This window comes from Streptomyces sp. NPDC088810 (assembly GCF_044750305.1).
In the GTDB taxonomy this organism is placed as follows: domain Bacteria; phylum Actinomycetota; class Actinomycetes; order Streptomycetales; family Streptomycetaceae; genus Streptomyces.
This window is the reverse complement of sequence record NZ_JBIVJQ010000002.1, coordinates 476,727-489,433: the sequence shown is the minus strand read 5'-3', so window position 1 is coordinate 489,433 and position 12,707 is coordinate 476,727. Positions and strand designations below refer to the sequence as shown.

Below are 12,707 nucleotides of genomic sequence, written 5' to 3'. Positions count from 1 at the left end.
CCCCGAGTCGCGTAGAACCATCTGTGGGGGTTCTCGTATGCTTGTGCTGCAGAAGGCAACCGGCTAAGGTGGTTCCATGGCGGTGGTGTATTTCCCCGAGTTCCGTCTGGGCAAGGTGCTGGCGACCAGCTTCACGGGGACTCTGTCGGAGCGTTACGGCGAGGCGCTGGAGCGCATTCCTGTGCCATCCCGGCTCGCGGACTGGCTGGCAGTCAATGGACTCGCCGTCGACTCCTGCAGCCAATCCCAGCTCGACCACGCCCGGGAGCTACGGGAATCAATTCACGCAGCTGCCACCGCTGTCGCGAACCAGGACCCGCTTCCCTCTTCAGCTGTCCAAGTCATCAATGACTGCAGTACTCACGGTCTGGCCTCGGCGATCTTGACGCCCGGGGGCAGCCGGGAGTGGCGGCTGGGATCTGCTTCTGCGGAAGACGCGCTCAGCGTGATCGCCGCCGATGCGATCAGCCTCCTCGCGGGAGAACGAGAAGGAAAGATTTCGTTGTGTGCATCGCCGACGTGCCGAGCCGCGTTCGTCGACACCAGCCGCGGCTACACCCGCAAATGGTGTGACATGAACACGTGCGGAAATCGTGAGAAAAAGGCACGCTTCCTCGCCAACAAGGGTAAGAAGTCGAGCCTTGCTGACTGACCGTGCTGTTCGATCGCTGGTCATCGTGACTTCGTAGTATCGAGACTCCCGCGCTCCGCGGTCTCGCTACCGCACGCTGCTTAAAAAGGGGGAATGGCATGTTCGATGTTCTGGGAATGGACGCCACGGCCGAGGTGGTCTACCGCGAGATGCTGGCGCACCCGCAGGACGGTGTGGCCGATCTGATGCGCCGCCTCCAGCTGACTGAGCAGGCGGTACTGACAGCACTCGACACCCTCAGCGAACTGGCCCTGATACGCAGTTCCTCCGAAGATCCCCGTAGTTTCCACGCAGTTGACCCGCACCTGGCCGCAGACATTCTGCTGGCAAGGCAACGAGCCGAGCTCGCCGCGCAACAGAAACGTGTGCAAGAGGCTCAGGCTGCCGCCGTACGTCTCAAATCGGAGTTCACCCAGGACAGGGAAGAGTTACTTTGCCTGAACGGGGTCGACTGCGTCCGCGACTACCTGGCGACTCTGTACGACAGGGTCGAGGACGAGCTGGTGACCTTCGCTCCGGGCGGAGCCCAGACGGCGGCCAATGTGCGCAGTTCGCGGCCGCTCGCCGAGAATCTGCTCGAGCGCGGTGTGCGGATGCGCACCGTCTATCTGGACAGCGCCCGCAACGACCCTGCCACGGTGGCGCACGCGGAGTGGCTGGCCGCGCTCGGCGGGCGAATCCGGACCGTCCCCTCCTTACCGAACCGCATGATCATCTGTGACCGGAGGATCGCCGTCGTCGCCGCTGACTGTGATGACACCGCTGCCGGGGCCGTGGTTCTGCAGACGCCGGGAGTGGTCTCATCGCTGTACGCCCTGTTCGATTGCGTCTGGCAGTCCGCCCGGCCGATGGGCGCGACCGCCTTACCCGCGGATACGCAGAGGCTGAGTCCGCAACAGACGGAAGTCCTGCGCCTGTTGTCCCAAGGGCACACCGACGAATCCGTCGCGGCGCGGCTGGGTGTGTCGGCTCGCACGGCACGCCGCATCGCCACGAAACTCATGGACCACCTCGGTGCGCGAAGCCGCTTCCAGGCTGGTGTTCACGCGGTCGCGAGGGGGCTCATCCGGCCATGATGGTCCGTATGATCGCTGGTCGACAAGCAGTGGAAGGGAATGACGATCCGAATAGGACAGTTGCCTCATGTACCTTGTCCATCTCGCTGTCTCCCCTCCAGGCGATGCCCCCCTGCCTGCTGAGATCAGGCAGATGCTGGAAGCCACCGCACCGGACGTCCTTGAACACGTCAGCGTGCATCTCCAGTCACGACCTCACCCTGTCATCGGTCTCTTCCTCCGCGTCGCGTCCCTGAACGAGGCCGAGTCGACCGCGGAGCAGATCTGGGTGCGCGCAGCCACTGCGTGCCCTCAACTGGCTGAATGGTGCCTGCGACGCGCTGAAGCGCCGCTCATGTACTACGAGTTGGATTGAGATCGTCTCACCCTGATCTGATCCGTATCAGGGTGTCCCTGCCGGCGAGCAGGATGACCACGCCGCTCCGCTCAGCGATCTTCTTGGGGACGCGTCCAAGGGCTGTCCCGTGTTGCCGGGGGCGGTGAGTAGCCAGCTCGGCCGGAGCCGTACTGTTCGCTCGCGGTCGGACGGCCAGTGCCCGGCAACCGCAACGACTGCAAGGCGTGGGCCGAATCCGGGGCCGAGTAAGCCGTAGGAAGAACCACGACAATCGCCGACGGCGGCTACCAGGGCACCGGACTTGTAATCCCGCACCGCCGCTCGGCCGGCGGCGAACGTTGCGAGTGGAAGCAGGACCACCACCGCTCTCACAAGCAAGTCCAGGCTCGGGTCGAACGCGTGTTCGCCCGGATGAAGGTCTGGAAGGTCCTGCGCGACTGCCGGCTCAAGGACGAAGGCGTCCACCACGCCATGCTTGGCACCGCCCGCCTCCACAACCTGCTCCAAGCCGGGTAGCCGGACCACCGCCCCAGCAATCGGTATGCCCTGGCACACTTACAAGATCGATTGCGGGACACCCTCAGGCGTGCCGCGCGGGCGGCCAAGGCGCAAGGACCCGTGCGGCCGTGCCTTCCGTGCGGATGTCCTCGATGCCCTTTGCCTGCATGCCGTCACGAACGCTCGGCCGGTGCCGCTGTGCCCGTTGGCCACCGCGGGAACCGGTCCTTTTCATAAGTTTGATTCAGTGTACACGGGGAATATCGCGATCGCCCACAACTCATTGGGCGAGACGCCAAGTCCGCCCAGGGGCCTGAATAGGTCAGGACCGATTCAGTCCACCCGTTAGTTCTTCCTTTGCCGCGCGGGAGCTCGCAGAATCGTGATTGCTGGATCACGAACCAGTGAGAGAGGCGAGCGATGAAAGAGCGGACATCCACCCCAGGCAGCTCACTCGCGAAGGAGCGGACCGTAAGCCGCCGGCTCGATGACGGCGGATGGCAGTGATTGTATGGCTACCTCGAATGACCACATTCAGGGCAATACGATGGCGGCACTCGCCGAGGAGTTCGGCACCCCGCTGTTCGTCTACGACGCGGACATCCTGGAAGACACGTATCGCAAGCTGCGCGGCGTGCTACCCGCCAGTGTCGATGTTTTCTACTCGCTCAAAGCCAACCCGAACGTCAGTGTCTGCGCACTGCTGAACTCGTTCGGTGCCGGCGCCGAGGTTTCCTCCCATGCCGAACTGGTCACCTCTCTACGAGCCGGGGTCGCGCCCCAGGACATCATCTTCCTCGGCCCCGGCAAGGACGAACGAGAGCTCACCGCCTGCATCGAAGCCGGAATCCACGCGATTGTCTGCGAATCACTGGACGAACTCGACCTGCTGGACTCGCTGCTGGCAACCGCCAGCCGTGACGAGTTCCCGGTGCTCTTGCGAGTAAACCCTGCCTTCGGCAGCAAGGGGTCAGGACTGGCCATGGGGGGCAAGCCCCGGCAGTTCGGCATCGACGAAGCCGAACTGCGTGAGTCCAAGCAGCGACTCGCAGCCCTGCGCCACATCCGGGTGAAAGGGGTGCACGCCTACATGGGGACACGGTTCCTGAACCACGAAGACGTCGTCCACAACACCCGGCAGATCCTCGCCACCGCGGAGGATCTGGCCGGACGACTCGGCTTCCCCCTGGAGACCGTGGACTTCGGCGGCGGGCTCGGCGTCGCCTACTTCGAGAACGAGGAGGACTTGGATCTCGCCGCGCTGGGAACCGGACTGGCGGACGTTCTCTCCTCCTTCTCCGCGCGCAACCCGCACTGCCGGATGATCATGGAGCTGGGCCGGTTCCTGACGGCCATGGCTGGCACCTACCTCATCCGGGCGCGCTATGTGAAGAACTCCATGGGGGAGAGCTTCGTGGTCGCCGACGGCGGCACCAACCACCACATGGCCGCCGTCGGTGTCGGGAGCTTCGTCAAACGCAACTTCCCGATCCGCCACGTGGGGAACCGGGCTGCTGGAGCGCTGCGGCCCTACAGCGTGACCGGGCCGCTGTGCACACCCAACGACGTCATTGCCAAGAAGGTCCAGCTGCCGGAGGTGCGGCCGGGGGATCTGCTGGCAGTGGAGCGGTCCGGGGCCTACGGGCCTACCGCCTCACCCGGACTCTTCCTCAGTCACGGCTTCCCGGCCGAGGTGATGGTGCACGGCGGGCGGGCCCATCTGATCCGGGAACGCGACACCACAGAGGATCTGCTGGCCAAGCAGCACCTCGTCGACTTCCGCAGCGCGCCCGCATGACCACCTCGGCAAGCCCGGCCGCCCGGGTCGGGGTGGATGTCCTCGACTGCTCGGAACTCCGCCGCCTGGTCGAGCGACCCTGGTTCCTGCGGTTCAGCTTCGCCCCGGAGGAACTGGTCCATGCCGAGACCCTCGGTGGCCATCGGCGCCTGGAGTTCCTCGCGGGCCGCTTCGCCGCCAAGGAGGCCATCCTCAAGGTCTTGGGCAAGGGCTTCCTCCAGGGCGTGGCGCCGCGGGAGATATGCGTGGAGCACACACCGCATGGCGCCCCCGTCGTCCGCTTCCGCGGGAGAGCCGCCCAATTGGCCCCGTCCTCCGTCTCAGTGTCCATCACCCACAAACAGACCGTCGTAGCCGCAGTCGCCATCGGCATCCCCGGCGCCGGCGGTGCGGCAGCCGAAAACGGACGAACAGCATCCACAGAACTGAAGGAGCCTGACGCCGTGTCGCCGCCCAGCATCAACACGACAGCCCCCGCCCAACAGAGTGCCCGCGGTGAACAGACCCCGGAGACCACAGCCTTCCTCCGCGTACGAGTCGGCCAGGAGGAAGCCCACTACGGGGGCGACCTGGTGGACGGCGCCCGCATCCTGCGACTGTTCGGCGATCTGGTCACTGAGATCACCATCCGCACGGACGGCGACGAGGGGCTGCTGGCCCAGTACAGCGATGTCCGCTTCGCCGCACCCGTGAAGCCGGGCGACTACATCGAGGCACGCGGGCGACTGGTACGGCGGACCAGGCTGCGCCGGGTCGTCGAACTCGAGGCGCACAAGGTCCTCAGCGCCCGCCCAGGAGCAGGAGAGAGCGCCGCCGCAGTACTCGACGCCCCCCAGCTCGTCTGCTCCGCCACCGCCACCACTGTCGTCCCCTACCGCAGGACGGACACGGCGACCGCCCTCAACCCCGTTGCCGAGGAGACCTGATGGCCCGTACAGCGCAGCTGCTGCACGAACTGCTGGAGGCGGCCGCCGACCGCAGCCCTCGATCTTCCGCGTTGAGTTCGCAGAGCCGCAGCCTGACCTACGGAGAACTCGCCGCCGCCAGCACCAGGATGGCCGCACTCCTGCAACGCGAAGGACTGCGGCGCGGCGACCGGATCGTTGTCACCGCAGCCGACGGGATCGGCATCGCCGTGCTGCTCTACGCGGCCTCCCGCCTGGGCGCCGTCTTCAGTGTGCTGCACGAACAGGTACGCGGCGGGCCTCTGGAACATGTGCTGCGGGACTGCGAACCCAAGCTGCTGGTCTCCGACGATCCCGATGCGGGACGGACCGCCGCCGAGCACGATGTGCGATTCCTCGGGCTCGACCAGCTTGTCCGGACCGCGCTCGATGCAGGCACCGACGTGTCGCTCATCCCCAGTGGCCAGAGCGCCTTGACCGTGGACCCGGTCAGCCTGATCTACACCTCGGGTACCACCTCGCTGCCCAAGGCCGTGGTCAGCACCCACCAGCAGGTGCTCTTCGCCGTCTCCGCGATCCAGGAGTGCCTGCGGTATCGCAGCGACGACGTCGTGTACTGCCCGCTGCCGCTCTCCTTCGACTACGGCCTCTACCAGGTCTACCTCGCGGCACTGAGCGGTGCCCGACTGCACCTGGGCACGGTCGCCGAGGTCGGTCCCCCGCTGCTGCGCAGCCTGGAGGAAGCCGGGGCGACCGTGCTGCCCGCCGTCCCCTCCATCGCCGATCGGCTCGCCTGGCTGCTACGCCGCAGCAGCGGAGGACCGAGCCGGCTGCGGCTGCTGACCAACACCGGAGCGGCCCTGTCCGAAACCACCATGTCCGCGCTGCGCGCCGCACTGCCCCAGCTGAGGATCCAGGTCATGTACGGCCTCACGGAGTGCAAGCGCACGGCGATCATGCCGCCGGACGGAGACCTCGACCATCCGGGATCCTGCGGACTGCCGCTGCCGGGCACCGAGGTCTTCGTCATCGACGACGACGGGAACCGGCTGCCTCCCGGACAGATCGGCCAGTTCGTCGTGCGCGGCCCGAACGTCATGGCGGGCTACTGGAAACGCCCCGAGCTGACCGCCGAGCGTTTCCCCCGTGCGGAGGGACTCTTCCCCGAGCTGCGCACCGGCGACTACGGCTGGCTGGACAAGGAGGGCTACCTCTACTTCTCCGGCCGCCGGGACGACCTGTACAAGGAGCGGGGATTCCGTCTCAGCGCCACCGAGGTGGAAGCCGCGGCGACCCGCGTCGACGGGGTGACCTCGGCCGCCGTACTGCCGCCCGAGGGCAAGCGGGGAGCGCTCCTCGCGGTGGTCGCCGACATCACCGCGGACGAGGTGCGCGAGGGCATGCGCGACCACATCGAGCCCTTCAAGATCCCGCGGCGCTGCGTCCGCCTCGACGCCCTGCCCACCAACGGCAACGGCAAGGTCGACCGCAAGAAGCTGGCCGCTCTGATCGAACAGACCTCGGCCACCCCGGTCACCGCCGAGGCCCCGCAGGCCGGCCTCGCCCACTGATCCTCTTCCCACCCGACCGCAGCAACTCCTCACTCCCCTCAAGGACATGACCATGGATCGCCAGAACGTTGTCACCGCCCTCGAGAACGCCCTCACCGACGTCCTCGAGCGCCCCGTCACCGGCCTCACCGGCGACGTGAAGCTCTTCGACGACCTGCACCTCGACTCGACCACCATGCTCGAGATGCTGATGGCCCTGGAGGACTCCATCGGCCTGGTCGTCGACCCGGAGGACCTGGACGCGGACGACTTCGTCTCGGTGGACACCTTCACCGACTTCGTCCTCCGCACTCAGCTCGAGCAGGTCTCGGCATGACGCTCATCCAGCCCGACCTGAGCGTCTTCACGACCCTGGAGTCAGAGGTACGCAGCTACTGCCGCAGCTGGCCCACCGTGTTCGACAGGGCGCAGGGCAGCCGGATGTACGACGAGGACGGGCACGAGTACCTGGACTTCTTCGCCGGCGCCGGATCCCTCAATTACGGCCACAACAACCCGGTGTTGAAGCGCGCCCTGCTCGACTACCTGGAGCGCGACGGCGTCACCCACGGCCTGGACATGTCGACCACGGCCAAGCGCGCGTTCCTCGAGTTCTTCCAGAACATGATCCTGCGCCCGCGGGACCTGCCCTACAAGGTCATGTTCCCGGGCCCGACCGGCACCAACGCCGTCGAAGCCGCCCTCAAGCTGGCGCGCAAGGTCAAGGGGCGCGAGACGGTCGTCTCCTTCACCAACGCCTTCCACGGCATGTCGCTGGGCTCCCTGGCAGTGACCGGCAACGCCTTCAAACGGGCCGGCGCCGGCGTACCGCTCGTGCACACCACTCCCATGCCCTTCGACCACTACATGGGCGGGAAGACACCCGACTTCCTGTGGTTCGAGCAGTTGCTCCGGGACCACGGGTCGGGGCTGGACAAGCCGGCCGCGGTGATCGTGGAGACGATCCAGGGCGAGGGTGGCATCAACGTGGCTCGCCCGCAGTGGTTGCGTGGCCTCGCCCAGCTCTGTCAGCAGCACGACATGCTGCTGATCGTCGACGACATCCAGATGGGCTGCGGCCGCACCGGGGCGTTCTTCTCCTTCGAAGAGGCCGGCATCACCCCGGACATCGTCACCGTCTCCAAATCCATCAGCGGGTACGGACTGCCCATGTCCCTCTGCCTGTTCCGACCGGAGCTGGACGTCTGGGAGCCGGGCGAACACAACGGCACATTCCGCGGCAACAATCCGGCCTTCGTCACCGCGGCCGCCGCCCTCAACACCTACTGGGCCGACGACAAGCTGAAGCAGCAGACCCTGACACACGCCCAGACCATCGAAGCCGCGCTGCGCGACACTGCCGCGCACCACAGCGGATCCGCCTACCGCGGCCGCGGGATGGTATGGGGCCTGGAGCTCTCCGACCCCGGGCACGCCGGCCGCGCCGCACGCCGGGCCTTCGAACTCGGACTGCTCATGGAGACCTCCGGAGCACACGGCCAGGTCGTCAAGCTGCTGCCCCCGCTGACCATCACCAGCGACGAACTCGACCAAGGGCTGCGCATCGTACAGCGCGCCGTCTACGAAACGGCATGACCGCGCCCGATACCCGCGATGGAGAAAGGATCCACCCCGCCATGATGGCCCACCCGCTGCTGACAGAGACCGAGGCGGTCTGACCATGACGATCAGCGCTACCCCCGCAGCCGGCGCAGACCAGAGCACCGTCGCGAACAAGCGGGCGGTCTTCCGGGCACCGGTGCCCGAGGACGGCCCAGCCGTGTGGAAACTGGTCGAGAACACCCCCGGCCTGGACTCCAACAGCATCTACTACTACACGCTGTGGTTTCGGGATTTCGCTGACGGTTCGCTGATCGCGACCGTGGACGACGAAATCGTCGGCTTCCTCACCGGCTACCGCCGCCCCGACGAGCCCGAGACCTACTTCGTCTGGCAAACCGCCGTCAACCCGCGCCACGGCATCCCCTTCCTCGGGGTGAAGCTCTTCCAGGCCGCGGCCGACCAGCAGGTGGCCCATGGCGCCCGGTACGTCGAGGCCACGGTCTCCGCCGACAACAAGGCGATCCTCATGGTGCTGAAGCAGTTCGCCAAGAAGCACTCGGCTCACATCGAAACTCGCGTGCTGTTCCCCAGCAGCCTCTTCCCCGAGAGCCACCACGACGAGGTCCTCTACCGCATCGGCCCGTTGACCGCCGGTTGATTCCGCAGTGTTCGACGATCAGGAGTCGTTTCCCATGGCGCAGCAACCCACACCTCTGCACCTCGACATCAATGACAAGTACTTTCGCATGGACTCGGAAGAGGTGCGGAAGGCGCGAGCTGCACATTGGTACGCAGAAACCGACTGGGGCATTGCCGTCCTCTCGTACGAGGACAGCAGTTTCCTGCTGAAGAACCCCCGTCTGACGCAAGGGTCGGCCAAGTGGCCGGCTCAGCACGGAGTGGTCGAGGGGCACTTCGACAGCTGGTGGAAGAAGACTCTGCTGGTGTTGGAGGGTGACGAGCACAACAGGATCCGACGCCTGGTGAACCCCGCTTTCTCTCCGCGCCGGATAGAGCCGTTGCATGCCCGGTTCCGAGCCCTGGCGGACAGCCTGATAGACGAATGGATCGAAGACGGGCAGACAGAATTCGCCGGTCGCTTCGCGGCGCCGTATGCGACCAGGATCCTGTGCATGATGCTGGGCATCGATGAGCGCGACTGGAAGAAGATCAATCAGCTGGCATCCACGATCGGACTCGGTCTCGGCATCTCCATCCAGGAGAACATTGCACAGATCGACGAAGCTGTCGTCGAACTGACGCGATATGCAGAGTCTTTGGTGAAAAGCAGGAGGGAGTCACCTCGGAAAGACATCCTTAGCACCCTGGTGGAAACGAGGGACGAGGATGACGGCAGGCTCTCGGATCAGGAACTGATCAATCTCATCATCCTGCTCATATTCGCGGGGATCGACACGACTCGGAACCAACTGGCGCTGGCTGTCGAATCGTTTTCAAGGCAGCCGGATCAGTGGGAGAAGCTGGCCGCGGACCCGGACCGCTACTCTGTCAAGGCAGTCGAAGAAGTGCTCCGCATCAATCCGATCGGCCGATGGATCACGCGCGAAGCGGCAGAAACATTCCAACACAAGGAGCGCACGATCGAGAAGGGTACAACAGTCCACCTGTTCACCCTTTCATCGGCCACTGATCCCGCCGAATTCGACAACCCGGACCGTATCGACCTCGACGCCGATCGCTCGCCTCATTTTGCGTTCGGTGGCGGCCTGCATCATTGCCTGGGGCACTTCGTCGCCAGGGCGGACATCAATGTGGCCCTCTCGGCGCTGGCCACGCGGATGACCGATCTGCGTGTGGGGGAAGGCGCTGAGTGGCTGCCTGATTCCGGAAACACCGGCGCGAGGAAACTGCCGCTCACGTTCACCCCGCGTTCCTGACTTCTGCGAACGGCGAAGCTCCTGGTGGATGGGTCCACGTGCAAGATCACCCATGCCCATCAGGAGCTTCGCGTGTATGGTAGAACCGCCTTAGGTGGTTCTACACGCGACTGGGAGATCTCATGACACCCTCCAAGACCAGCATCGGGTGCCCGTCCGTCGCCGGCGGTAACACAGCGTGGAGTGATCGCTATCAGCACTGGGGAGTTCCCGCACGTCACGCCAGGGCTGGAGGTCGCTGACGATGGTGGATCTGACGGTGCTGCCGGCCTACGTGGCAGTGATCCTGCTCTTTCTCGGCCCCCCCGGGCCCGATATGGCCTACATGCTCGCGGTGGGCCTCGAAGGCGGTCGCCGGTCCGCGGTGAAAGCCATCCTCGGCATCGGAACCGGCATGAGTGTCTACGCCGCCGCCGTCGTCGCCGGCATGGGGGAAATCGCCCGATCGCACCCATTAGTACTGGATGCGGTCAGGATTTTGGGTGCAGCGTATCTACTGTGGCTGGCGTACGTGACGATGCGTCATGCGCGTCGTGCGATCAGCGGGCGCAGTGACGTCCCGGCAGGTCGCTGGTATCTGCGAGGCGTCTTCGTCAGCATCACGAATCCGAAGATCATTCTCTTTTTCCTTGCGGTGCTCCCGCAGTTCATCGGGAGCGCGGAAAACCCGGGATTGCAGATGGCGATCCTTGGTGCGATCGACATTCTGATGGAGGTGATTCTTTACGGATGCATCGGGATTCTGGCGGGATTCTTTCACGCACGTCTTGTCGACTCGACCAAAGCAACGGCCGTGCTGAACTACATTGCATGCACCGTTTATGTTGTGTTGGCCGGGACAATCTTTGGCGAGCTTCTGCTGGCTTAGGCCGTGTCGGGGTACGTCGAATTGGATTGTTCCCCACCCGGGGACGCAGGACGCGATCATCTACGTGTGGGTCACCGGTTGTGCCTGGCGGGCTCTGCCGCCGTGTTTCGGGATATCCAAGCCGACCGCCCACCGACGGCTCCTGATTCGGTCACAGGCCAGGGCGTGGGGCCGGCTGCACGAAGCGGTCCTGCACCGGCTCGACGACGCAGGCCTCATCGACGTCTCCCGCGTGGTCCTCGGCACCGCCGCGCCCCGGAAGGAGCTCACATGCTTGCCGTCGAAGACTGCGCTGGTGAAGTCGAGGTCGTGGCCTTGCCATGAGTGGGGGTGATCGGCGTCGAGGCAGAGGCGGAAAGACGACCTGCGAGTCGTTCCTGGCCGGCTCTACGGCGGCGCGGGATGAGGGTGCCGGTGCCCTGGTAGGCGCCATCGGCGAGGACGCTCGCCTTGCCGCAGGCGCTGTCGATGCCGGACTCGGTGAAGGCAGTGCAGTCGTTGCGGTTGCCTGGCAGCGGACGGCAGATGGCCAGCACCAGGCGGGTGTCGGCATGCACGAGGACCTGCAGGCTTGCCGAGTAGCGGTAGTTCTTGGAGGAGGCGGCCACGGCACGGTCGCGGGTGGGCACAAGAGGGTCGTCGACGATGACGACTTCGTCCGCTTTCGGCTTGCGGCGAACCCGGGCGAGGGCGAATCCAGCGCCCACGGCTCCGTACCGCCTGCACCAGGCGGCGGGACTGGGCCGGACGCAGTCCGGTGAACACCTCGATAGGAGGACGCGCTGTCCCAACGGTCACGCGTACACGCCGGAGAACCAGTACCTGGATCCCTGAGGGTTCCGGCAGCGCCGGACGTGTCCCGCCGCGACGGGCAAGAGCTGCCCTGTTCCCCCGGTCGTGTGAGACTTCGTGAGACGTGAGAGGGTCTGGGGCGTGAGTGAGACACCGTCGAACACCCTGCAATACCGCTTTGACGGGCCAGAAGAGGCTCCCGTCCTGATCCTGGGTCCCTCACTGGGTACCACCTGGCACAGGTTGTAGAGACCGTCCAGGGACGTCTATGCCAGTCCAGTGCGGGCATGGAGTTGCAGATCAGAGCCTCTTGGTCCGGGAGGGTCTGCCCAGTTGGTGATGGCTGTGTGATACGCGCGTGATACGGCGGGCCCGACCAAGGTCCGTTCTGCGGCCACCGATGATCATCTGTGTGTGAATACAGAAGATCAGTCGGGGCCGGTACGCCAGAGCACCGGTGCTCTCTTGAAGCGTGCGGCCGATGCGAACCCCTGCCCACGGCTGAGGTCCGGGCGACCGGCCAGGACCTCAGCGAGGTCGGCATCCGCGTTCGTGATCAGCCGGTCGACCGCGTCGGGCGGCAGCGAGGTTTGGCGGCCAATCCGCGCAGGAAGTGGTTTAAAGAAACCATGGTGCCGCGAAACACCCGTCGGTCCGGCAGCGCCTGGCTCACCGATCGGACACGGCCCACAAGACCTTGTCAGCCGTTGATACCGTCCTGGACAGGGCTGGCTTCCGGGCCGCGCCACACACATGACACGGCCCGGAAC

General features: G+C 65.5%; 10 protein-coding genes and 5 pseudogenes. 14 read left to right on the top strand and 1 reads right to left on the bottom strand.

The features are described 5' to 3' along the window. Window positions 1-76 precede the first annotated feature (76 nt). The 13 genes and pseudogenes from ACIP4Y_RS08865 to ACIP4Y_RS08805 all read left to right on the top strand — a co-directional run. A complete protein-coding gene (locus ACIP4Y_RS08865) occupies window positions 77-652 on the top strand; it encodes a CGNR zinc finger domain-containing protein (protein ID WP_401389682.1) in 576 nt (191 codons plus the stop codon). Window positions 653-750: 98 nt separating this feature from the next. Continuing rightward, window positions 751-1,728 carry a LuxR C-terminal-related transcriptional regulator gene (locus tag ACIP4Y_RS08860; protein WP_401389679.1) on the top strand — a complete coding sequence of 326 codons (978 nt, stop codon included), beginning with the start codon at window positions 751-753 and terminating at the stop codon, window positions 1,726-1,728. A 514-nt stretch (window positions 1,729-2,242) separates the two neighbouring features. Further along, window positions 2,243-2,581: pseudogene (locus ACIP4Y_RS08855) on the top strand (transposase); the annotation flags it as partial. A gap of 493 nt (window positions 2,582-3,074) precedes the next feature. Next, on the top strand, window positions 3,075-4,361 hold the full coding sequence (locus tag ACIP4Y_RS08850) for a diaminopimelate decarboxylase (protein WP_401389676.1): 1,287 nt from the start codon (window positions 3,075-3,077) through the stop codon (window positions 4,359-4,361). Further along, window positions 4,358-4,669, top strand: a pseudogene (locus ACIP4Y_RS08845) (holo-ACP synthase); the annotation flags it as partial. The gene ACIP4Y_RS08850 and the pseudogene ACIP4Y_RS08845, both read left to right, overlap by 4 nt. 150 nt (window positions 4,670-4,819) lie before the next feature. Continuing rightward, the gene (locus tag ACIP4Y_RS08840; protein WP_401390644.1) at window positions 4,820-5,287 is read left to right on the top strand and encodes a 3-aminobutyryl-CoA ammonia lyase; all 468 of its coding nucleotides are present in this window, start codon (window positions 4,820-4,822) and stop codon (window positions 5,285-5,287) included. Next, complete coding sequence (locus ACIP4Y_RS08835; protein ID WP_401389673.1) at window positions 5,287-6,837, top strand: class I adenylate-forming enzyme family protein; 1,551 nt, start codon at window positions 5,287-5,289, stop codon at window positions 6,835-6,837. Before ACIP4Y_RS08840 ends, ACIP4Y_RS08835 begins: the two co-directional genes overlap by 1 nt. Before the next feature lie 52 nt (window positions 6,838-6,889). Continuing rightward, on the top strand, window positions 6,890-7,153 hold the full coding sequence (locus ACIP4Y_RS08830; RefSeq protein WP_189549282.1) for an acyl carrier protein: 264 nt from the start codon (window positions 6,890-6,892) through the stop codon (window positions 7,151-7,153). Continuing rightward, the gene (gene ectB / locus ACIP4Y_RS08825) at window positions 7,150-8,412 is read left to right on the top strand and encodes a diaminobutyrate--2-oxoglutarate transaminase (protein ID WP_401389669.1); all 1,263 of its coding nucleotides are present in this window, start codon (window positions 7,150-7,152) and stop codon (window positions 8,410-8,412) included. The genes ACIP4Y_RS08830 and ectB overlap by 4 nt, the downstream gene beginning before the upstream one ends. A gap of 85 nt (window positions 8,413-8,497) precedes the next feature. Continuing rightward, window positions 8,498-9,037: a diaminobutyrate acetyltransferase gene (gene ectA / locus ACIP4Y_RS08820; RefSeq protein ID WP_401389666.1), complete on the top strand. Its 540-nt coding sequence runs from the start codon at window positions 8,498-8,500 to the stop codon at window positions 9,035-9,037. Between the two features lie 34 nt (window positions 9,038-9,071). Further along, window positions 9,072-10,277, top strand: coding sequence for a cytochrome P450 (locus tag ACIP4Y_RS08815; RefSeq protein ID WP_401389663.1), 1,206 nt, complete (start codon window positions 9,072-9,074; stop codon window positions 10,275-10,277). A gap of 244 nt (window positions 10,278-10,521) precedes the next feature. Then, entirely contained in the window at window positions 10,522-11,145 is a 624-nt protein-coding gene (locus tag ACIP4Y_RS08810) for a LysE family translocator (RefSeq protein ID WP_401389660.1), read from the top strand. A gap of 40 nt (window positions 11,146-11,185) precedes the next feature. Continuing rightward, window positions 11,186-11,404 (top strand): annotated as a pseudogene (locus ACIP4Y_RS08805) (transposase); the annotation flags it as partial. A 106-nt stretch (window positions 11,405-11,510) separates the two neighbouring features. Here the strand turns inward: ACIP4Y_RS08805 and ACIP4Y_RS08800 are convergent. After that, window positions 11,511-11,819 (bottom strand): annotated as a pseudogene (locus tag ACIP4Y_RS08800) (transposase); the annotation flags it as partial. A 259-nt stretch (window positions 11,820-12,078) separates the two neighbouring features. Between ACIP4Y_RS08800 and ACIP4Y_RS08795 the strand changes: the two are divergent. Beyond that, a pseudogene (locus ACIP4Y_RS08795) lies at window positions 12,079-12,177 on the top strand (3-oxoadipate enol-lactone hydrolase); the annotation flags it as partial. Window positions 12,178-12,707 lie beyond the last annotated feature (530 nt).